At 43.9% G+C, this 20,558-nt stretch carries 19 protein-coding genes and 4 pseudogenes; 11 read left to right on the forward strand and 12 right to left on the reverse strand.

Features of this window, described 5'->3' with window-relative positions; all coding sequences use genetic code 11:
• The first annotated feature begins 432 nt into the window (after positions 1–432).
• Complete coding sequence (locus EWV60_RS01850) at positions 433–786, forward strand: hypothetical protein (protein WP_024970609.1); 354 nt, start codon at positions 433–435, stop codon at positions 784–786.
• Positions 787–840: 54 nt separating this feature from the next.
• On the opposite strand, the gene EWV60_RS01855 is transcribed toward EWV60_RS01850, so the two are convergent.
• Genes EWV60_RS01855 through EWV60_RS01875 form a run of 5 tightly spaced genes read right to left on the reverse strand, consistent with a single transcriptional unit; the run spans position 841 to position 5,274 of the window.
• Complete coding sequence (locus EWV60_RS01855) at positions 841–1,611, reverse strand: ABC transporter permease (protein ID WP_287230508.1); 771 nt, start codon at positions 1,609–1,611, stop codon at positions 841–843.
• Positions 1,612–1,623: 12 nt separating this feature from the next.
• Positions 1,624–2,832: an ABC transporter substrate-binding protein gene (locus EWV60_RS01860; RefSeq protein ID WP_287230510.1), complete on the reverse strand. Its 1,209-nt coding sequence runs from the start codon at positions 2,830–2,832 to the stop codon at positions 1,624–1,626.
• 4 nt (positions 2,833–2,836) lie between these two features.
• On the reverse strand, positions 2,837–3,619 hold the full coding sequence (locus tag EWV60_RS01865; RefSeq protein ID WP_104395789.1) for an ABC transporter ATP-binding protein: 783 nt from the start codon (positions 3,617–3,619) through the stop codon (positions 2,837–2,839).
• Positions 3,616–4,731, reverse strand: coding sequence for an acyl-CoA dehydrogenase family protein (locus EWV60_RS01870; protein WP_287230513.1), 1,116 nt, complete (start codon positions 4,729–4,731; stop codon positions 3,616–3,618). The genes EWV60_RS01865 and EWV60_RS01870 overlap by 4 nt, the downstream gene beginning before the upstream one ends.
• 12 nt (positions 4,732–4,743) lie before the next feature.
• The gene (locus tag EWV60_RS01875; protein WP_016517031.1) at positions 4,744–5,274 is read right to left on the reverse strand and encodes a DUF4242 domain-containing protein; all 531 of its coding nucleotides are present in this window, start codon (positions 5,272–5,274) and stop codon (positions 4,744–4,746) included.
• Positions 5,275–5,598: 324 nt separating this feature from the next.
• Between EWV60_RS01875 and EWV60_RS01880 the strand changes: the two genes are divergently transcribed.
• Entirely contained in the window at positions 5,599–6,954 is a 1,356-nt protein-coding gene (locus EWV60_RS01880) for a serine/threonine-protein kinase (RefSeq protein ID WP_287230516.1), read from the forward strand.
• Here EWV60_RS01880 and EWV60_RS01885 read toward each other — a convergent pair.
• The 3 genes and pseudogenes from EWV60_RS01885 to EWV60_RS01895 all read right to left on the reverse strand — a co-directional run bounded on the left by EWV60_RS01885 (position 6,946) and on the right by EWV60_RS01895 (position 9,440).
• A complete protein-coding gene (locus EWV60_RS01885) occupies positions 6,946–8,385 on the reverse strand; it encodes an aminotransferase class I/II-fold pyridoxal phosphate-dependent enzyme (protein ID WP_287230518.1) in 1,440 nt (479 codons plus the stop codon). The two genes, EWV60_RS01880 and EWV60_RS01885, sit on opposite strands and share 9 nt — an antisense overlap.
• Before the next feature lie 343 nt (positions 8,386–8,728).
• Positions 8,729–8,844 (reverse strand): annotated as a pseudogene (locus EWV60_RS01890) (RNA-guided endonuclease TnpB family protein); the annotation flags it as partial.
• 14 nt (positions 8,845–8,858) lie between these two features.
• Entirely contained in the window at positions 8,859–9,440 is a 582-nt protein-coding gene (locus EWV60_RS01895; RefSeq protein ID WP_287230520.1) for a hypothetical protein, read from the reverse strand.
• 205 nt (positions 9,441–9,645) lie between these two features.
• Between EWV60_RS01895 and pyrH the strand changes: the two genes are divergently transcribed.
• The 3 genes and pseudogenes from pyrH to EWV60_RS01910 all read left to right on the forward strand — a co-directional run.
• Positions 9,646–10,368: a UMP kinase gene (gene pyrH / locus EWV60_RS01900; RefSeq protein ID WP_002732255.1), complete on the forward strand. Its 723-nt coding sequence runs from the start codon at positions 9,646–9,648 to the stop codon at positions 10,366–10,368.
• A gap of 13 nt (positions 10,369–10,381) precedes the next feature.
• The gene (gene frr, locus EWV60_RS01905; protein ID WP_472406392.1) at positions 10,382–10,903 is read left to right on the forward strand and encodes a ribosome recycling factor; all 522 of its coding nucleotides are present in this window, start codon (positions 10,382–10,384) and stop codon (positions 10,901–10,903) included.
• A gap of 604 nt (positions 10,904–11,507) precedes the next feature.
• A pseudogene (locus EWV60_RS01910) lies at positions 11,508–12,287 on the forward strand (serine/threonine protein kinase); the annotation flags it as partial.
• Between the two features lie 391 nt (positions 12,288–12,678).
• Here the strand turns inward: EWV60_RS01910 and EWV60_RS01915 are convergent.
• Positions 12,679–13,545 carry an alpha/beta fold hydrolase gene (locus EWV60_RS01915; protein ID WP_287230524.1) on the reverse strand — a complete coding sequence of 289 codons (867 nt, stop codon included), beginning with the start codon at positions 13,543–13,545 and terminating at the stop codon, positions 12,679–12,681.
• Positions 13,546–13,840: 295 nt separating this feature from the next.
• Between EWV60_RS01915 and EWV60_RS01920 the strand changes: the two genes are divergently transcribed.
• From EWV60_RS01920 to EWV60_RS01945, 6 genes are all read left to right on the forward strand, one after another.
• Positions 13,841–14,821, forward strand: coding sequence for an ABC transporter ATP-binding protein (locus EWV60_RS01920; RefSeq protein WP_287230526.1), 981 nt, complete (start codon positions 13,841–13,843; stop codon positions 14,819–14,821).
• Positions 14,822–14,911: 90 nt separating this feature from the next.
• Positions 14,912–15,853 (forward strand): ABC transporter ATP-binding protein, encoded by a 942-nt coding sequence (locus EWV60_RS01925; RefSeq protein ID WP_002746691.1) that lies wholly within the window; start codon positions 14,912–14,914, stop codon positions 15,851–15,853.
• Entirely contained in the window at positions 15,843–16,673 is an 831-nt protein-coding gene (locus EWV60_RS01930) for an ABC transporter permease (protein WP_002775196.1), read from the forward strand. Before EWV60_RS01925 ends, EWV60_RS01930 begins: the two co-directional genes overlap by 11 nt.
• Before the next feature lie 2 nt (positions 16,674–16,675).
• Positions 16,676–18,202 (forward strand): GldG family protein, encoded by a 1,527-nt coding sequence (locus EWV60_RS01935; RefSeq protein WP_069475543.1) that lies wholly within the window; start codon positions 16,676–16,678, stop codon positions 18,200–18,202.
• A gap of 48 nt (positions 18,203–18,250) precedes the next feature.
• The gene (locus tag EWV60_RS01940; protein WP_287230531.1) at positions 18,251–18,871 is read left to right on the forward strand and encodes a Uma2 family endonuclease; all 621 of its coding nucleotides are present in this window, start codon (positions 18,251–18,253) and stop codon (positions 18,869–18,871) included.
• Positions 18,872–18,983: 112 nt separating this feature from the next.
• Complete coding sequence (locus EWV60_RS01945) at positions 18,984–19,559, forward strand: Uma2 family endonuclease (protein WP_002733473.1); 576 nt, start codon at positions 18,984–18,986, stop codon at positions 19,557–19,559.
• A 276-nt stretch (positions 19,560–19,835) separates the two neighbouring features.
• On the opposite strand, the pseudogene EWV60_RS01950 reads toward EWV60_RS01945, so the two are convergent.
• From EWV60_RS01950 to EWV60_RS01960, 3 genes and pseudogenes are all read right to left on the reverse strand, one after another.
• A pseudogene (locus tag EWV60_RS01950) lies at positions 19,836–19,940 on the reverse strand (PEP-CTERM sorting domain-containing protein); the annotation flags it as partial.
• A 54-nt stretch (positions 19,941–19,994) separates the two neighbouring features.
• Entirely contained in the window at positions 19,995–20,327 is a 333-nt protein-coding gene (locus EWV60_RS01955; RefSeq protein ID WP_502705815.1) for a type II toxin-antitoxin system PemK/MazF family toxin, read from the reverse strand.
• A pseudogene (locus EWV60_RS01960) lies at positions 20,325–20,445 on the reverse strand (type II toxin-antitoxin system PemK/MazF family toxin); the annotation flags it as partial. The pseudogene EWV60_RS01960 and the gene EWV60_RS01955, both read right to left, overlap by 3 nt.
• Between the last annotated feature and the right edge of the window lie 113 nt (positions 20,446–20,558).

Raw genomic sequence — 20,558 nt, forward strand, 5'->3', positions numbered from 1 at the left:
TAGATACCAGATGATAGAGTTGATTAAAACTCAGTTTTTGGGAGTTTTCAAAGAAATATTGGCGATAATGGTAGTTAGCTAGATTGAACAAATTTTTTGACAAGAAGGCATAATGGTCGATTTCTGACCATAAGGGATGGTTTTGACTGATAATATGACGTTCAACTAGCTTCATATCTTGATTATACCTGATAACGTTCTTAAAATCTATCGGTGGCCAAAGTTACTTATTTTAGCTATCTAGCTACAGAAATGAGTAGCTTTAAAAAGCTTTAGGTAGGTTTTTGGTTTCTGTGGTTAACCCCGATCCTCGTTTTAGCTCCCTCTCGAAAATCTATTGCACCACAGCCTTTAGTCACCTTCATCCCGATCATGTAAATTTTCCGCTACAATCGAGAGTACTAAGACTCAGGCAATTGTAAAGTAATATTAATGATAGATTTTAATACCCTCGCTGAATTTTCCCGCAACTATTGCGTCTCGATTTGTGCCTTTTTAGTACCCGCTAACTTAGTAACCACCCTTTTAACGGTTCTTTTTCTCTATTTCGGTCGTCCTACCCGTCAAATCTTCCCCATTGCTTCCCTAGCTTTGTTGTTCGCCCTCACCATGTTTCTCCACGTCGCCACCTGGTTGATGATTGGTGTGGTTATGGCCCCCACTTTTATCCTCTTTGGACTGGGTTTAACCTGTTTTGTGATCAATCTTCAAGCCATCAGCGATCGCCAAAGCTTGGAACAGTTATTACACACCGGGGTTAGTCGTCTGGCCCGCTCTTTCAACTAAGGAAAAGCGCCAAGACTTCCCACTTCCCACTTCCCCCATAGTCGAACCAAGAGGCTAATCTTGATGCGTCCAAGAGCGATGAGCCAGACGCAAACCCCAATCGAGCAGATAACCAATCGCGCCAATAACGAGAATCACTGCCATCAACTCTGAATAGGCGAGTCGATCGCGTGTATCGAGAATATAATAACCCAAACCCGCACTAACCCCCAGCATTTCCGCCGGGACAAGAACGATCCAGATAATACCGATAGCCAAACGGAAACCAGTTAAGAGATGGGAAAGGATCGCAGGCAGAATAATCTGGAAAACCGTTTCCCCTCGGGTAGCACAGAGACTGTGGGCTAAAGTCAACCAAGAGCGATCAACCGCATTAACCCCAGCAGCCGTATTGAGAAGGATCGGCCAGATGGCCGCCACCGTCAGCAAAAAATACACGGGTAGATCACCAATTCCCAAAACCATCACCGCTAAAGGCATCCAAGAAAGGGGCGAAATCATGCGTAGAAATTGAAATAGGGCCGACAAAGCCGATTCAAGGGAGCGATACAACCCGATTAATACCCCCAACGGCACACCGATGGCACTAGCGAGAACCAAGCCCACAATAACCCGGCGGCAACTGGTGAGGATATGGGGCATAATCTCCCCCCCAACAAAAAGATGTAATAAAGCGACAAAAGATCGCTCAGGGGAAAAATCATTTAAAATCGGGTTTGAGTGCCATAGAGGACTGGTAAATAGCCACCAGAGCAATAATCCAAAACCGATACCCCATAAGGGTAGTAAAGCTCTTGGCGGGGAGGTCAAAGATTGTGACTTCATAGGTTCGGACCCTTAAAATTTGATCGTCTCGATGCGGGAGAGATTATTCGGTAAGCCGAAAGCTTTCGGTCCGCCCACCTGTTGCAAGGCATTACGGACAAAAGAGTCATCCACGAGATCCCGCGCCACCTGTCGGGGTTGCAGTTTTTGGAGAAAATCCGTATTTCCTTCCACCTGAGTGGTTTTGAGCAAGCGTACCAGTTCCTCGGTATAGGAAGGGAAAGGATAGGGCTGGAAATCGATCCGGTTGACTTGCCAGTCTGGATTCTCGATCGCCCCGTCTTTTTTATAGAAATTGCGATCGTAGTAAGTAAGCGCCCGTTGCAATACCGGCAGCGGGTGAGGCGTATATTTTCCACCATCTTTAGAGAGAATCCGGGCCACTTCGGAGCGATTGCTCCGGGACCAGAGTTGGGCTTTAACGAGGGCGTTTACCACCTTCTGCGTCCATTGTTTCCGTTGCCTAATATCCTCCTCGTGAACAAAGACGACGCAACAGGCGTGATTCTTCCAGACATCGCCGGTGAAACGGAGAACCCTACCGGTTTTGAGATTTTCCGCCGCCGCGTTGAAAGGTTCAGCAACGATATAACCGCCGATGCTCTTATTGGCGAGGGCTGATACCATATCCGGGGGCGGGAGAACCACTAGATTAACCTCGTTAGACGCGATCCGCGCGTCCTTGGCTTTGCGAACTATTTTCAGCCCGTTACGTTGTAAGAGTTGTTGCAAGACCAAATTATGAATCGAATACCAGAAAGGAACCGCGATCGTTTTACCTCCCAATTCCCTGGGATTTTCAATATCGGGAAGGACGGTGAGGGCTGAACCATTGGTATGGTTCCAAGCGACGATTTTAGCGGGGAAATTGCGCCCGTAACGAATCCAGATCGAGGTGGGAAAAAGAACATGAATAACGTTCACCTGCCGAGCGAGAAAGGCCTCAACAATCTGCGCCCAAGAGCGGAATAGGCGCGGTTGTTCTGTAGTTAAACCTTCGGCTTGATAAAGTTTTCGCGAGTGGGCCACCAATAGGGGGGCGGCATCCGTAATCGGTAGATAACCGATTTTCACAGGCTGATCTTTGGCATTGGCGTTAACGGGGAGATTCCAATTATCGGCGGCGATCGCTGCCCCGAAGGAACTGGTAAACAGTGCCGAAAGTTTCAGGAAATCTCGACGGCTCATGCCGCAACAAGCACAATTATGGTGTAGGTTCATAGATTTACAGTGTCATGACAAGGGCTAATTCTTGAAAAATTGACCGGCGTAGATCACTCAAAAGCTTGGCTGACTCGAAACGGGGTTTCGGCATCGAGATGGTCCATTCTCGGCGGATGCCCACCGGATGACGGCCCATGAGAAGAACTCGATCGGCCACTAATAGGGCCTCGTCGATGTCGTGGGTAACGAGGAGAACCGTGCTGTTATAGAGAGCTATGACTTCTAGGAGGAGTTTTTGCATCTCGAAACGGGTGATCGCGTCGAGGGCGCTAAACGGCTCATCCAGGAGGAGGAGAGAGGGGCGGCGGGCGAGGACGCGGGCTAGAGAAACTCTCTGAGCCATACCGCCCGATAGTTGATGAGGATAGGCACGCTCGAAGCCCTCTAGTTTGACGCTTTTAACGGCGGTGTGAACCCTTTCGCGTAATTGCTGATGATCGAGGCGGGGCATCCGCTTTAATTTCAAACCAAAAGCCACGTTTTGCCAAACGGTTAACCAAGGTAAAAGGGCGGGGGATTGAAAGACGATCGAGCTGCGGATGTCTGGGGCTTGTAAGGGTCGTGAGTGCAATTGTATTTCTCCGCCATCGGCACTCTGCAAACCAGCGGCGGTAGCAAGGAGGGTAGATTTACCGCAACCACTGGCTCCGAGCAAACAAACTACCTCACCGGAGCGCACCTGTAGGTTAATATCCTCAAAAACGGTACGGTAGCCATGGCGGGTTTTATAGCGTTTGTGGAGATTTTTTAGATTGAGGACGGGGTAATCAGTGGCGATACTCATTCCCTCACCCCCGCTCGCTCGAGTTCGCCAGTGAGAATTTTATCGGTAGCGGACTGACGTTGTAATTCTCTTTCTAGTTGAATCAGGCTCGGAGTTAACACAGGTAAAAAGGCGACCTCGCGCAGCCGTCGGGCCGTGTCGCTATTACGGAAATAGCCTTTTCCTCCCTTAATTTCCGCTTCTAACCCTACGGATTCCACCGCTAACCGGGTAATGTCCACTCTGAGGGTGAATAGTTGGCGTGTTCGTCCGAGATCGAAGCTTTCTAGGGTGCTGAATTGCTCGATTGTCTTTTCTAGACGAGTCAGACGCTCCCGGGCGAAGAAATAACGATCGCTGGCTACCGCGGCCTTTCCCCCTAAATTTTTCTCCGTCTCCCCAAGGGATTTACGCGTAATGCCAAGGGCCAGTCCGCATTGTAACAGCAAGAAACAGGGGCGGACTGAGGGTAAAAATTTTGCTGCTTCCAAGCTGATAATCCAGTCGTGAGATAACTGAACTCGATCGAATTCAAGGGTACTGGTGCGGGAAGCCTGTAAACCCAATAATTGTAGGTCTTCACCCCGTTTTAACCCCTCTGCGAAGGAGGGAAGGGCGAGGATAAGAGTTTGTCCAGATCTAGTTTGAGCGGCAACGGCCACTATAAATTCTCCCTTAGAGTCGAGGTTAGAGGCCCAGGGCAGGAAGCCATTAACAGTGACGTTTTCTCCCTCGATCTTTGCCTGTAAACGCAGCTCCTCGATCCCGCCGAGGTACTTCATCGCGTTGGAGAGTCCTGTCGCTCCGGCTATCTCTCCCTTGAGAACAGCAGGTAGAATTTTGTTTTGTAGATAAGTGTTATTACTGGCGGCCAGATATTGAATGAAGACGCGCTGACACCAGAAAACAAAACCGGTGGTCAGGCAGCATTGGGACACAGAAGAGATCGCCTCTACTGCCTGTAGTAAGGAGCCACCCTGGCCTCCTAAGCTTTCAGGTATAGCATAGCCGAACCAGCCCGATTCTCCTAGCTTGGTTAGGGCCGAACCGACGTTGAGATTAGCTGTACCGTTGTTGAGGTCAGTGGCTCTTTCTTCCAGAAAAGAAAGGATTTCGGAGCCTCGATCGAGCATAATTGTTCTCTCCTAGGGGTGAATATTTTCAATCGAGGTCAAACTATCTATAGGTGCGCCGACCACTTCTCTGGCTCTTTTTACCGCCGCTTCATCGGGACTATCGTAGAAACAGAGACATTTACTCAAGTCTTCGCAAACATAGGTACGCTCGAAACTGACTTCCGGCACTTGAGCATAAAGGGGGGTTTTCTCCGCTTTTCGTTGCAGGTAAGTTTCCATCGTTAGCCCCGGGGGTAAATTCCACTGTACTAGATAGTTGGCTTTGTCTTTGTGCTCTCGCACAGTGGCTAAGTCCTGCCCAATCAAGCGCATTTCCTTGATTAGTTGCCAACTTAGCCCAGCGTTTTCTAGTACTTGTTCGAGGGAGGCGCGATCAATCGCTTTGATAATCAGGAATAACCGCCCCTCTGTTTCACCGATTAGGGCTTCGATTAACTCTCCCTGGGATTTTGATGCGACTGTGGCAATGCGCTCCAATATCTCGCTCACCTCTTCTTTTGTCCTTTCTTGTCGATCATCCTCTACTAGATATAGAGTCATAATTCATCTGAAATACATTTACGATACATTTGAGTTTACTGCCTTTGGGAAAAAAAAGCAATATTTTCAAGCGCATCAAAACGCCGCGGCCAGAACCCTTGCCTTGGCTGATATGCGTGACCCGATTGATAACCGCCCTTATCTGGCTGAATTTTTTTCGGCCAAAGACTTGACAAACTCTAAAATTTTTGCTAACCTTGTAGTAGAATGGGAATCCGTGTCGGCCTACGAACCCTCTTTTTAAATCTTTCTCAAGAATAAAAATTTTAACCCGAATTGCCGGTAGTAGCTAAACTAAGAGCAGTACCACGGGAAACGGTGATTATGGAAGTTATTTGCACGCGTCCCCACTGTCCGAGACCGCGTAATCAGTGCCTAGACCTAGACGATAGCAATCGCTTAACCTCGATCGAGCAGAAATATTGTATTACTTGCGGGATGCCATTAATTTTGGGGGGACGTTATTTACCAGAACGTCTATTGGGACAAGGGGGATTTGGGGCGGCATTTTTAGCAGTAGATCGTTATAGTCCCAAAAAAGCTAAATGTGTAATCAAACAATTCCAACCCTCTGGTAATTTAAGTCCCCAAGCTTTAGAAAAAGCGAAAAATTTATTTTTTCAAGAAGCGCACGTTTTAGAAGATTTAGGCCGAGAACATCCCCAAATCCCCGATCTCTATGCTTTTTTCCCTTTAAAAGTCAAGAATCAATTAACGGGAGAAGAAGAGCAATTTTTCTATCTGGCCCAGGAATATATCGACGGTAAAAACTTAGAAGAAATTCTCCAACAGCAACAAAAACCCTTTCAAGAAAGTGAAGTTAAAAACATTCTCAAAGAATTACTTCTTATCCTCAAATTTATCCATGAAAATGGTTCCATTCACCGGGATATAAAACCATCTAACATCATGCGATCCCAAAATGGCCGTCTCTATTTACTCGATTTTGGGGCAGTAAAACAGGCAACTAATAACCCTAGTAATACACAAGAGAAATCCACAACAATTTATTCAGCTGGATTTGCTCCTCCCGAACAACAATTAGGCAATCAGGTATCGGCATCCACAGATTTATATGCCCTAGCAGCTACCTGTGTTATACTCTTAACTAATCGCGATCCTGATGAGCTATACGATCCGCAAAAACAGATCTGGAATTGGCAAAATTATGCCCCTAATATCAGTGCAGATTTAGCCCAAGTATTCAATAAAATGTTACTAGCAAATCCCCGGGATAGATTTCAATCCTGTGAAGAAGTTTTAACCGCTTTAAATCCTCCTCCCCCATCTCCTCCACCCTCTCCAATTCCCCCAGCTTCTCCGGTGATGAGAAAAACTTCCCGCTTTTCTCTTGGGGAAACTTTCGCTAATGCTGCCTTTACAGGATTTGAGGGGACATTATTAGTAATTGCCTTAAATAGTTTAGTTCCCTCGGCAGGAATTGTCATCGCCTTTATGATCTTAGGTGGCTTAGTTTTGGCATTATTTAAAAAAGTGATTGAAGGAAAAGATTTACCGATTCTAGCAGCAATTACCCTCGCCTTCCTGTTAATTCCGCAACTGCAAAACGGCCTAAGTTTTCCTGAAATTGCTATCATTGCCGTGATGGCAGCCATTGGAGCCATTGCTATTACTGCCTTTTTCCGGTTAATATATCAGATAATTTTGCGATTATTTTAAAACCCTGAAAGTTGCCAAATTATCATCACTACCGCCGGTAATCGTGCCACCCAGGTCTAAAATAGTTTGCAGATAGTCGAGGACTTCCTGAGAAATTAACTCTCCCGGCATCAAAACGGGAATACCGGGGGGATAGGGACAGATAAGATCAGCACTAAGACGATCGAGGGCATTTTTCCGGGATACTATCTCTGTAGGGGCAAAAAAAGCCTTTCTAGGAGAAATAGCCAGATTTCCCGTGACTGGGGCAGGAGTCAGGGGTAAACTGGTAGAGGAAGGGGATTGAAGGGATTGAAAAGCAGTAATGAGGCGATTAATGTGTTCGCGATGATTGCCGATGGAGATAATAAAAGTAAGTTGGCTTAAAGTCGGTAATTCTGCCGTGACAGCGTATTTTTCTCGCAAAATATCGTCTATTTCGTAACCAGTTAAGCCAAAATCTTTGACAATTACCGTTAAACGAGTGCGATCGAACCAGTGACAACCCGGGATAGAATGGGGAAAGTCTAAAACAGAGATATTAGGAATTTTATCGAGTTCTTTTCGGGCAGTAGCGGCTAAATCGAGGGTTTTGGTCAGTAAATCTAGTCCTTGCATCGCCATTTGCTTTCTAGCACTATCAAGGGAGGCGAGAAGTAGATAACTAGGGCTAGTGGTTTGAACTAATTGTAAGGCTCGATCGACTTTTTCGGAACTAATGCGATCGCTTTTTAAGTGTAACATCGATGCTTGAGTTAAAGCCCCTAAAACCTTATGGGTGGACTGAATAGCCATATCAGCACCGAGAGAGAGGGCAGCCGGAGGTAAATCGGGATGAAAGGCAAAATGGGCCCCGTGAGCCTCATCAACGAGCAGCGGGATGGAATAATGATTGGTAATCTGGGCGATAGTTTTTAAGTCACAGCAAACCCCTTGATAGGTGGGAGAGACTACCATTACCGCTTTTGCGTCGGGATGAAGTTTCAGGGCATTTGCGAGGGATTGGGGGGTTATATTTAAATTTAGATCGATAGTGGGATTATATTCGGGATTGATAAAGATAGGCTGCGCTCCGGAGAGAATTAAGCCCGAAATTGCCGATTTATGAATATTTCTCGCTAAAATAATTTTATCTCCCTCGCCGCAAGTGGCTAAAATCGCCGCAATAATGCCACAACTGGAACCATTGACTAAAAACCAGCTTTTATCTGCCCCAAATGTCTCGGCTGCTAAAATTTGCGCTTCTTTAATCACTCCCGTCGGGGCAAACAAATTATCCAGGTCGGGTAATTCGGGTAAATCGGCTTTAAAGACGCTTTTTCCTAGTAAATTACTTAAATCTTCCCCGATTCCTTCCCCCTGCTTATGCCCTGGCGCATAAAATGGTACATCTAAACTATTGACTTTTTTTTGCAGTTGTGATAGTAACGGAGCAGATTCTGGCGAAGGCATTTTGGAAAGGAATTATGAATTATGGCTCTCTTGGATTTGGTGGGTAAAATGTATTCTAAGATACATTCCTCCTAGCGAGGGGGTGGAAGGAACCACTCCAGACACAGAGGACACAAAGATTGATCGCTTTTCTAGTAAGTTAAACTGGTCGCAACGCGCTCGCTACGCGAGATCACACAAAGAATAAGAGAGCCGGAAAACTTCGTACCTCACTATTAAGATAACTGCTCTAACATCTCTAGGGACATTTAAGGCTTTTTGGACCCTATGTCCACAGCAACGGTCAGACTTTTCGCTTTGTTGGTTGCCATCGAGAAATTAAGCGAAAATCCCGACCATATTAAGCGGATTTAGCCGATAGCATATCTCGAAAAGAACGCCATCCTAAGTCTGATATAGCACGGGATAGCTTACGGTTTTAACCATTCCTGATGTGTTGAAATCTTCTAGAACTATCGTAGTGAAAAAGCTAATTAGGCAAGGGATTCTCCCACTTCTAAGAGGGGACAAAAGGGAAAACAGGGAGAAACCGTCCAACGATAGAATTTTTTGCTGCTGGTGGACTGAAGATTAAAACGCAGGGAAACAAAGGGGAAAAAGGGAGATACGGAACAATTCCAACTGAAAGCCGGCTTAGAACTGCTATTATCGTCTTGCAAAGACCAAGCAGGGTATTGAAAAACCTCCCGGACGAGGGATTTTCCTTCATCGCTAACTTGGGCGCAGCTGCGACTAATGCCCGAAACCAAACAGAGACTATTACTGACACAATTATCATTAGAAGCCACGATCAGGAGATCTTCCCCAGTGGTGGTTAGTTCAAAAGCGATAAAATCTCCACCTTGCCAACGACTAAGGACTTGTCCCTGGGCATTCTGGTAGATAGCGATGCAGTTTTCGGGATCGAGAAGACGATTACTATCGGGATCTAAGTAACCGCAAACCTTGCCCATCAGACGAGTTCCATCCTGAAACCCATAGACCCAATCAAAGGTATCGATGTTAGCGGCCTTTTGATTGTTTTTGTTAACCAATAGTAATCGATCGCTGACCACGGTTATTAATTCTCTATAAAACTAAGCTTCCCTTAATAACAAAGGTATCACTAAATACTAATTTCCCAACGAAAAGATTTACTAATCTTAACTTGTTGGCCCTGGGGGAGAGTGGACTGGTCAACTTAAATCAAGGCCAAAACCTGCTATCTTATGGGGAGACAAAAATTATCTAGATCTTGTTTTAGCGAGTGGTAGTAAGGGCATGGCGTACAAGCGGGTATTATTAAAACTGAGTGGGGAGGCCCTGATGGGCAATCTCGGCTATGGGATCGACCCGATGGTGGTTTCCGCTATCGCTCAGGAAATCTCCGAAGTGGTTGACCAAGGCATCCAATTGGCGATCGTGGTCGGTGGGGGCAATATTTTTCGGGGGGTGAAAGCCGCCTCGGCTGGCATGGATCGGGCCACGGCCGATTATATTGGTATGATAGCAACAGTCATGAACGCTATGACCTTGCAGGATGCCCTAGAACGAGCGCAAGTACCGACCAGGGTATTAACGGCGATTGCGATGCAGGAATTAGCTGAACCCTACATCCGCCGGCGGGCCATCCGTCATCTGGAAAAAGGTCGGGTGGTGGTTTTCGGTGCGGGATCGGGTAATCCTTTCTTTACCACCGATACCACGGCAGCCCTACGCGCTGCCGAAATCGATGCGGAAGTGGTGTTTAAAGCGACGAAAGTGGATGGGGTTTATGATTCCGATCCCTCTCACAACCCTAACGCGCGACGCTTTCAAAGTCTCACCTACGGTCATGTGCTGACCCATGATCTGCGGGTGATGGACGGAACGGCGATCGCTCTGTGCAAGGAAAATAATATTCCGATAGTCGTTTTCGATCTGTCGGTAGCAGGTAATATTGTTCGCGCTGTCAAAGGTGAACCCGTTGGAACATTGGTAGGAGGATTCTGTGAAGTTAGCTGAAGTTCAAGACCATATGCAGAAAACCGTCGAATCAACCCAGAGAGGTTTTAATACGATTCGTACCGGCCGCGCAAATGCTTCTCTTTTAGATCGAATCGTGGTGGAGTATTATGGCATGGAAACTCCCCTCAAGTCCCTGGCCACTATTAGCACTCCCGACGCAACCACGATCGCCATTCAACCCTTCGATCGTAGCAGTATGGGGGCGATCGAAAAGGCGATTTCTCTCTCGGACGTGGGTTTAACCCCCAGTAATGACGGTCAGACCATTCGTTTGAATATCCCTCCCCTCACTAGCGATCGCCGCAAGGAATTGGTCAAATTAGCGGCGAAATTGGCCGAAGAAGGAAAGGTAGCTGTCCGCAATATTCGTCGGGATGCGATCGATGCTATCCGTAAACAGGAAAAAAGTCACGAAATTTCTGAGGATGAATCCAGGGATTTACAGGATCAAGTCCAGAAATCCACCGATAAATTTATCGCCAAAATCGAGGATTTATTAACGACAAAAGAAAAAGATATCATGACCGTTTAAGTTTTTTTCTCCTAAGAAATAGAACAGGCTTTTTGTCTGTTCTATTTGTTTTTTTATCCCTAGGTAAAAGCTAGGGGGTAGTGGGGAGGTTTGGGGGTGAAGTCTTTCCGTATCGAGGCATCTCAGGTTATCAAAAATTCGAGTTTAAAACCCCCTAATTTTATGACGGGGTAAGTTGTTGACTATCTAATTAAAGTCTTAGATTGTAAAATCTACAGCAATTTTCTGTTACACCAAATCAGCTGAAGCGTTCCACATCCTTGCCTAAAATCTTTGATCGCTGCCAAAAAAGTTTTTGGCTAAGAAAAATCCTAATCAATGGGTTGACAGCAGGAGATAGGAGGGACTTTTTGATAGTTTTTGTTTTCTGGACTTAATTAAGTACGTAGGCGTTAAAAATTATCAAATGCCCCCCTTATCAAGGAGGGCAGGGGGGATCAAACCCAAAATCTATCTTCAATTTAATTATAACCAGCTACTTACCATTTTTGCTAATCTAACCAATAGCTCAAGGGCAGCGGGCAGCGAGGGTTGAAAAAAAATCACCCCCACGAAGTTTATCCATTTTAAAATAACAGCATTCCTATTAGAGAGTCGCTATTAAATGCTAAACAATCGCTATGAAATCTTGGAACAACTAGGTAGAGGCGGTTTTGGCGAAACTTTCCTCGCGATCGATACTCGTATGCCCTCCCGCCGTAAATGTGTAATCAAGCAACTAAAGCCAGATGATACAACTAACACAGCACCAACTCCCGGTTGGTTTGAAAAACGTTTCCAGCGAGAAGCCGCTATTTTAGAAGAATTAGGGCGAAATAACCGACAAATTCCCCAACTTTACGAGTACTTTTCAGAAGGGGAAAATTTCTTCTTCGTCCAAGAATGGATTGAAGGGATCACCCTCAGTCAAAAACACCAACGAGAAGGCAACCTCTCGGAAGCGGAAGTAGAAAAAATTTTGCGAGAACTCCTACCCGTCCTCGACTACATCCACGGCCGAGGAATCATCCACCGGGACATCAAACCCGACAATATCATCCTGCGGGCCAGCGACGGTAAACCGGTTCTCATTGATTTTGGTATTTTCAAAGAGGTGAACAATATCAATGGCGGCAATAAAACAGTCCCATTGGGAACTCCTGGCTACATGGCATCAGAACAAGCAGCTGGCCATCCAGTTCGCTCCAGCGACCTCTACAGCTTGGGTCTAACCGCAATTTTCCTGCTGACGGGCAAAACTCCTCAAGCTCTCACCAGCGACCCCAACACCGGTGAAATCCTCTGGCGAAAAGATGCGCCCCACCGACCCTCGAATTTAGCCGCCGTTATCGATCGCGCTGTCCGTTTCCACCCCCGCGATCGCTTCACCTCTGCTCAAGAAATGTGGTTCTTCGGTTTGTGTTATGCAATGGACGGGGGTTATAAGGGATGAAACCCTTATTTAGAAAGGCATTTGGCGATTTTTGTCAATTGTTTTTTATCTAGAGCGAACTCATCAATTAAGTCTTTTGCCAGAGAAGGATTTAGTCAATTTATGCCCCCCTATCGAACCATAACAAGTAACGAAGAGCCAGTAAGTAGTCGTGCAAAATAAATTTCCTAGTGAAGAAAGGCAAGAGGCAAGAGGCGGTTAGATATGTGTAATTAATTTTGCTTAGGTACTTATTGCCGTTAAATAGGCTACAGACTCTCTTCCCTGCAACCTAATAATGGACAAGGTTTTCGCTTCACCTTTTCAGCCTAGCATCTACATTATAAAAGATACCAAATCGGTTCTATAAGCTTTTCATCCAATCACTAATCAACTGGTTAACCTCTGTGGGAATTTCATCGTGGGGACAATGACCGGCAGTTAGATAATATTCTGTGAGAGAAGGATAGTATTGACGGAATTTGGCCCCGCGTTCCCTAGTATTCATCCAAGGGTCTCCCTCACCCCATAACATCAACAGGGGACAACTTAACTTTTGCAGGAGAATATCCACATTTTCCCCCCGGGGAGATTTAAACACAGAAGCAAAAACTTTGGCTGCTCCCGCATCCAGGGAAGGACGACGGATATCTTCTATTAACTGCTCGGTAATGGCACTGCGATCGAGATATACTTTCTCTAGGGTTTTACGGATAGTTTTGGGTTGACGGGTATAGAGAAATAAGAGATAACTGGCTTGGGGTTGCAGCAAGATCGATCGCAGTAATTTTTGTGCTAAATTAGGCTGACGATTGTTTTCTGTATCGCTAAAGGGACCGGCGCTATTGAGGAGAATTAATCCCCGAACATTCTCAGAGTGATTAGCAGCCACACAGAGAGAAGCGTAACCCCCCAGAGAATTACCCGCTAAAACCGTCGGTTGGCCCACAACTTCCTTGATAAAATCGTTTAATTGTTGCTGCCAAAGATTGCCACTATAGACAAGATCCGGTTTAGCTGATCTACCAAATCCTAACAGATCGATCGCCCATACTTCCCATTCTGAGGCCAAACCTTGCACATTTTTTCGCCAATGGTCGGTGGAAGCGCCAAAACCGTGGACTAATAGTAAAGGGGGTTTTCCTGCGACTCTAGTACCCGCTTGCATATAGTTTATCGAATGTCCTTGCCATTGCCAATTTTGCCTGATTGTCAGAGCAGCTGTATTCATCTGGTGTTTTGTTAAGTAATGTTAATAATGCTTAGTCTAACCGATTGAGAAACTGGAGACAAAGCTAGAGATTTTTGACCAAACCCCTTGACCAAAAACGGAACTTGACATATACTTACATATATAATGGGAATCCGTGCCTGCCTGCAAACCCTTCATTTTTGGGCAAATAACCCTAAAAAACACTCTCAAAAAAATCTTGAGCGGGATTAATCTCCTAGTATGGGTGGCTAACCCTAGATAATTACCCCTGAATCATTAGGACAGTTTTTTTCCTAATTCTGATATAACAGCTATGAAGATTTTGATGATTTTACAGGGATTAATCGACGAAAATCCCTTAAGTCAGGCGGATCTGGAAGATTTACTAGAGATCGAATCCTTAAGTTTTAGGGAGACTAACACTCTCATCCTACAGGAAAGGGCGGAACTATTAACGATTCTCTGGCCGCGAGTCTGGCAAAAATGTCAGGAGTTAGGGATAAATCAGCCAAATCAGATTTTGATCAGCTGTTGGCGCTTGTGGATTCCTTGGGCGCTAGAGCTACGCAGCCACGCAAAACCGTTGATTCAAGGCATTTTGGCTCCCCAAGGCACGGGAAAGACCACTCTAACATCCATAATGTCGATTATTTTAGCCTATTTTGATTTAAAAGTAAATAATCTCTCTTTAGATGATATTTATAAGACCTATAATGAGCGAATAAAATTGCGTCAAAAGGATAAAAGATTGCGCTGGCGTGGTCCACCTGGTACTCATGATATAGCATTAGGAATTAAAGTTTTAGAACAGGTTTGTCAGCAAGAAAGTCCGATTTTAATCCCGCGTTTTGACAAGTCCCTGCATCGAGGACAAGGAGATAGAATTGCACCGGAACAAGTGGAACGAGTTGATATTCTTTTTTTCGAGGGTTGGTTTGTGGGCATGAATCCAGTAGAAGAAACAGTCTTTGATCATGCCCCCGATCCGATTAATAGCGAGGAAGACCGACAATTCGCCAGGGATAATAATCAAAGATTGCGAGAATATCTACCCCTGTGGTCAAAAATCGATCGCTTACTGATTCTTTATCCCCTTGACTACCGTTACAGTTTACAATGGCGACAGGCGGCCGAAACAAAAGGAGGTATGACACCATCAGAAATCGAGGAATTTGTCAAGTATTTTTGGAAAAGTTTACATCCGCAATTATTTCTGCCCCCCCTGCTCAAACAAGCGCATCTAGTGGTAGAAATTAATCAGGATCATAGTCTGGGAAAAATCAGTTATCAGTGAGCAGTAATCAGTTAAAAGAAAGCTCCGAACTTGTCACTTAACACTATTGACTGAAAACTCACATCTGATAACTGATAACTGATAAAGCTTATGATTGAAGTGGAACATCTGAGTAAAATTTATGGTTCGACCACGGCAATTAGTGACGTGGATTTTACCGTAGAAAAAGGAGAAATACTCGGTTTCTTGGGACCGAATGGAGCGGGAAAAACCACAACTATGAGGATTTTATCTGGGTATATTCCTGCCACGACAGGAACAGCAAGGATAGCAGGATACGACGTGCATCAACAATCCTTAGAAGTGCGTCGTCGCATTGGTTATCTTCCTGAAAATCCCCCCTTGTATCCAGAGATGACCGTGGAAGGTTTTCTTGATTTTGTGGCACGGATTAAAGGCATCTCATCGGGGGATAGAAAAGCGCGGGTAGATTTAGTTTTAGGCAAATGTCAGTTACTAGAAAAAAGAAAAGTTATTATCCGCAAGTTATCCAAGGGTTATAAACAGCGTGTGGGAATTGCCCAAGCGATTGTACACGATCCACCGGTAATTATTTTAGATGAACCGACAGTAGGATTGGATCCGAAACAGATTATCGAGGTAAGAAATCTGATTAAAAGTTTAGCGGGAGAACATACAATTATTCTCTCCACTCATATTTTACCAGAAGTGAGTATTACCTGCGATCGAGCGACAATTATTAATCGGGGTCGCATCGTAGCCAATAATATTACTACCGCTACCCCTGCTGGTTCCAGTTATGAAATTGAGATCGAAGGTGATAGGGATTCCCTGCTAGAAATCCTTCAACAACTGCCGCAAGTCGAGCAAGCAGCAAAAGTCGGCGATAACCTGCTCAAAATTGTTGGTCAAGCGGGGACAAACCTAGGGGCAGAACTTGCTAGAATAGTTGTCAACAATGGTTATAACCTATTAGAAATGCGTCGCACGCGTAAAACCCTAGAAGATATCTTTCTGGAAGTAATCGGCAGCGGGGAAAGTAATCACCAAGAGGAGAGGCATGATCAATAATATCTGGGCGATTTTTCGCAAGGAATTTCAAAGCTATTTTACCGCCGCCAATGCCTATATCATTATGGGGATATTTTGGTTAGTAGCGGGATTTTTCTTTAACTCCCTTCTCTACGGCATTATTCTCGATATTGGTATTCAGGAACAATCGGGATTTCTGGTAGCCAGAGATACGGTATCTGAATTTCTGACCACTTTCATCGGCATTATCTTATCCTCCTTATTGTTGGTAATTTTGCCGGCCCTGTCTATGGGATTATACGCAGAGGAAAAAAAACAGGGAACCCTAGAACTTTTAGCCACTTCCCCCCTGACTAATTGGAGTATAGCCATCGGTAAATTATTGGGAGTGCTGGCCTTTTTTACCGTGATGATTACCCCCCTCTGGATTTACGAAATAGTAGTTTTTAGTAGCGCAGTTCCCCCGGTGAATATAGCCAGTATTTTACTAGCTCATCTAGGATTAATTTTACTGGCAGCGGCCATCCTAGCCATCGGGATGTTTATTTCTTCCCTCACCAATAGTTCTATTCTTGCTTACATCATCACCTTTATCACCATCTTATTTATCTGGATACTGGATGTAATTGCTAACAATGCCGAAACCTTCTTTCGAGATCGCATTGGAGGAGAAGTGGGAGAACAGATCGGATTTTTCTTGAAAGAATTGCTCTCCCATCTATCTTGGTATCAACCCTTTAACAATTTCGTGCGGGGAATTTTTGACAGTAGTAGTTTAGTCATCCTCCTCAGTTATATTCTGCTGGGAATCTTCCTAACTACTCAAGCTATCGAAGCAGACCGTTATCAAAGAAACTAACTATGAGATCCTGGCAAAAATACGGTAAATTTCTCTATATACCCGCCCTCTTTCTGGCTAGTGCCGGCTTAACCGTGGGGTTAATCTCCGGTCAATGGTCATCCCTCTCTCTGGGGTTATTAATTGCCGGGGCTATTCTGTTTCTAGGGTGGCTGTTGTTATTAGTAATCACTTCCAAAGACTTTTGGCAAAAAAGAAGTACCCGCACTGGCACTCAAACCCTCATTACTACTATTATTTTCCTCGGTGTTATCGGTTTAATTAACTTTCTCGCCCTCCGTTATCCCTATCGAGTTGATTTAACCGAAAACCAAATCTTTAGTTTATCCCCCCAAACCGAAAGACTATTAACCAATCTGTCAAAACCAATCAAAGTCTGGATTTTTTCAACCCGGGGAATCAGTGGCAACGAACAGGAACTTTTAGCCAATTATCAACGCAAAAATCCCCAATTTCAGTACGAGATAGTTAACCCGGAGAAAAAACCCAATATCGCTCAGGAATTCAAAAAACTAGCCGATGATAATTTGTCCAGAGTCTATCTACAGTATGGTGACAAAAAACAGCCTCTGAAAACTATTAGTGAAGAGGAAAGTCTCACGGAAGCGAAACTGAGTAACGCCATCGAAACCGCTAAAACCGATCGCACTTTAACCGCTTACTTTCTGCAAGGTCATGGAGAAAATGCCATCAAAGAGCCTCAAGGTGGATTAGTGCAAGCAGTCAATAGTTTAGAAGCAAAAGGTTATCAAGTAAAACCACTTAATCTAGTGGAACGTTCCACCATTCCCAATAATGCCGATGTCATTATTATTGCCAGTCCCAAAAGAAAAATATTTCCCCAGGAAGTCACCGCGTTAAAAAACTATCTTGAGCAAGGGGGCAAAATTTTATTAATGATTGACCCTCAAACCGAAACCGGATTAGAACCCTTATTAACCCCTTGGGGTGTGAAACTGGATAATCGGATTATTATTGATGCTTCCGGTGCTGGGGAAATCATCGGTTTAGGTCCGGCTAGTCCCATTATTACCAATTACGGTAATCATCCCATTACCCGGGATTTTGCTAACGGTATTTCTATCTTTCCCTTTGCTCGTCCCATCGCTACCGTCCCCATCGAAGGAATTGAAGCCGTATCTTTAATGATTACTAATGATAAAATGTGGGCTGAGAGTGATTTAAATGATCAGAATCTCCAGTTTAACCCTGAAAAAGATTTAGCTGGCCCCTTTGATCTAGGAGTTGCTCTGACGGGAAAAAAAGGTAAATTAATCGTGATTGGTAATGCCAGCTTTGCCAGCGATGGACTGTTTGAACAACAGTTAAACGGAGATATATTTTTAAATTCTGTGCAGTGGTTAGCCAGTGGTGAAACAGCCACCTTATCTATCCGGGCCAAGGAACCAGAAAATAGAAGAATTAATTTAAATCCCCTGCAAGCTAACGCTATTTTTTGGATAGCGATGGTAGTGATGCCTTTAGTAGGATTTACCCTAGCTGGATTGACTTGGTGGCAACGTCGTTAATCGAGTTAGAATCTAGAAAAATCATCTCTCTTATTCCCCCTAACTGCCATGACCACAACCCAAACTATCCCCCAATTGTTGACTTTTGATGACTATATTAATCAATATCCCGATGATGGACAACAATACGAATTAATCGCAGGAAAATTATTGCCCATGATGCGACCGATCGGAAAACACGAAGAAATTGGCGGATTTGTTTCTGGAACCCTATTCTTAGAGATAAATCGGCAGCAATTGCCCTATTTTATCCCCAATACTGCGGCAGTAAAACCCCTTCGCCCCCATACAGGTTATCTACCCGATATTATTGTCTTAGACAGAGAAAATCTAGTTAACGATCCCTATTGGGAAACCGCTTCCTCAATTTCTCTGGCAACATCAGCTAAATTAATTATTGAAATTGTCAGTTCCAATTGGCGAGATGATTATCTGAAAAAATTCGACGACTACGAACAATTAGGAATTGCCGAATATTGGATTATCGATTATTTAGCCAAAGGTTCGGCCCGATATATCGGCAGCCCCAAAGAACCCACCATTTCTATCTATCAATTAATCGATGGAGAATATCAAGGTAATTTATTTAAACAGGATCAACGTCTTATTTCAGGGGTTTTTCCAGAGTTAAACCTCACGGCTAATCAAATTTTTCGTGCTAGAGCTTAAAGAAAAACCCGTATTTTTAGATTGGACTTATGGCAAAAATCAAAAATTGTCCTGAGAGTAAGGAGTCAGGAGCTTATAATAGAAAACAACTCAAGAGCGGAGAAATCAATTAATGTTTGCCACAATAGAAGATAAACAAGCTCTTTCCCTCGAAGTATTTCTTGCCCTTCCAGAAACTAAGCCTGCTAGGGAATATTATCATGGAATTGTCACTCAAAAACCTATGCCCAAAGGAAAACACAGCATCTTACAATTTGAGTTAGCCTCTGCCATTAATCAACAGACTAAACCTCAAAAATTAGCTTATGCTCTACCTGAATTGCGTTGTACTTTTGCAGAACGTTCAATTGTGCCAGATATTGCGGTGATTCGTTGGGAGAATTTGCCAAGAGATCTAGATGAAGAAATGGCCGATCAATTTTTACGTTATCCCGATTGGATTATTGAAATTATGTCTCCTGAACAATCTGTTACCTTAGGGATGGAAAAGATTATTTTCTGTTTACAACAAGGAACAGAATTAGGTTGGTTGATTGATCCTTCAGCAAAGTCAGTCACCGTTTTTCAAACAGGATTACCGAAAGTACATATTGCAACTGAAGGAAATAATGAGCCTTTAGCAGTGATTAAAGGTTTAGAACGTTGGTCAATATCAGCAGTGGATATTTTTGCTTGGCTAAAGGTTTAATTTGTTCTGTCAGCATCGTTTGGTTTATCAGTTTATTCCAGAAGAGTAAAGTTGTCAAAGTTATAGGGATGTGGACTTATTTTTTAATTATTTTATACTGGTAGCATTAATGATTGATTTGGATTGTAAAAATTAGGAACATGAAAAGCTTGTGGTATAAGACTTTTGCCTTTTGCAAAGCGGTATAAATACCCTCAAGATAACATAAAAATATGATATAAATGCCCCTACTCAATTGACTAAATAAAGGGGAATTTATGGTATTTTAGAAACAATTTAGCCCACTTTTGTGGTTTCTTTTTCTGAAAATTTGGATGGTTTTAGTTTATGCTTCAGGGTTGAATCTGCCTCGAGTGTACTAAGTACCAGGAGACTTAAAGTTCAAGTTTTCCAGAAAGAAAATTAGACTAATTAAACATTCATATTATTAGTGTTTTATGTTAAATCTAATGTGTATCGCATCGCTTCTTCCAATTGCTGTAAATAACTAGAAGAAAGTGTCCCCAACTGTCGTTGAAGTCGTTGTCTATCAATAATAACAATTTGATAACATAAGGCTACTGATTCCTGATTTAAGCCTCCTTGTCCTGCGGGAATAACCATTGTTCCGGGGATTTGTGCGTGACGTAAATTACTGGTTAATGGAATTATAGCGTTTCCTAAGCTAGTGAGGTACACATATTTTTCTTCCCTTTTGACTTTTGCCTCTTGCCTTTTGCCTAAAATCCATAACTTTTGTACCTCAGCAGACTGAAAAACGCTATACAAAAACAGTGCTAGTGAAGCGATCAATATTGTTATGTTGGACAATAATAACAGGTCGAATACCAGCTTGTTCTGAACCACGACTCGGATTCAAATCAGCTAGATAAATATCGCCTCGCATTTATTCCTTATCCTCTTGTTCAAGGTGAGATAAATAATCGGGTAAAATACTTTCTGAAAAGCTAATATCCTCTTGAGCAAATTCATTTTGTAACGATTGTGCTTCTGCATCTG

This window comes from Microcystis sp. Msp_OC_L_20101000_S702 (genome assembly GCF_007095705.1).
GTDB classification, from domain to species: Bacteria; Cyanobacteriota; Cyanobacteriia; order Cyanobacteriales; family Microcystaceae; genus Microcystis; species Microcystis ichthyoblabe_A.

Excerpts from the sequence above, each read along its gene's own strand:
- EWV60_RS01850 (WP_024970609.1), top strand. The coding sequence starts at position 433 with ATGATAGATTTTAATACCCTCGCTGAATTTTCCCGCAACTATTGCGTC.
- EWV60_RS01855 (WP_287230508.1), bottom strand. The coding sequence starts at position 1,611 with ATGAAGTCACAATCTTTGACCTCCCCGCCAAGAGCTTTACTACCCTTA.
- EWV60_RS01860 (WP_287230510.1), bottom strand. The coding sequence starts at position 2,832 with ATGAACCTACACCATAATTGTGCTTGTTGCGGCATGAGCCGTCGAGAT.
- EWV60_RS01865 (WP_104395789.1), bottom strand. The coding sequence starts at position 3,619 with ATGAGTATCGCCACTGATTACCCCGTCCTCAATCTAAAAAATCTCCAC.
- EWV60_RS01870 (WP_287230513.1), bottom strand. The coding sequence starts at position 4,731 with ATGCTCGATCGAGGCTCCGAAATCCTTTCTTTTCTGGAAGAAAGAGCC.
- EWV60_RS01875 (WP_016517031.1), bottom strand. The coding sequence starts at position 5,274 with ATGACTCTATATCTAGTAGAGGATGATCGACAAGAAAGGACAAAAGAA.
- EWV60_RS01880 (WP_287230516.1), top strand. The coding sequence starts at position 5,599 with ATGGAAGTTATTTGCACGCGTCCCCACTGTCCGAGACCGCGTAATCAG.
- EWV60_RS01885 (WP_287230518.1), bottom strand. The coding sequence starts at position 8,385 with ATGCCTTCGCCAGAATCTGCTCCGTTACTATCACAACTGCAAAAAAAA.
- pyrH (WP_002732255.1), top strand. The coding sequence starts at position 9,646 with ATGGCGTACAAGCGGGTATTATTAAAACTGAGTGGGGAGGCCCTGATG.
- frr (WP_472406392.1), top strand. The coding sequence starts at position 10,382 with ATGCAGAAAACCGTCGAATCAACCCAGAGAGGTTTTAATACGATTCGT.
- EWV60_RS01915 (WP_287230524.1), bottom strand. The coding sequence starts at position 13,545 with ATGAATACAGCTGCTCTGACAATCAGGCAAAATTGGCAATGGCAAGGA.
- EWV60_RS01920 (WP_287230526.1), top strand. The coding sequence starts at position 13,841 with ATGAAGATTTTGATGATTTTACAGGGATTAATCGACGAAAATCCCTTA.
- EWV60_RS01925 (WP_002746691.1), top strand. The coding sequence starts at position 14,912 with ATGATTGAAGTGGAACATCTGAGTAAAATTTATGGTTCGACCACGGCA.
- EWV60_RS01930 (WP_002775196.1), top strand. The coding sequence starts at position 15,843 with ATGATCAATAATATCTGGGCGATTTTTCGCAAGGAATTTCAAAGCTAT.
- EWV60_RS01935 (WP_069475543.1), top strand. The coding sequence starts at position 16,676 with ATGAGATCCTGGCAAAAATACGGTAAATTTCTCTATATACCCGCCCTC.
- EWV60_RS01940 (WP_287230531.1), top strand. The coding sequence starts at position 18,251 with ATGACCACAACCCAAACTATCCCCCAATTGTTGACTTTTGATGACTAT.
- EWV60_RS01945 (WP_002733473.1), top strand. The coding sequence starts at position 18,984 with ATGTTTGCCACAATAGAAGATAAACAAGCTCTTTCCCTCGAAGTATTT.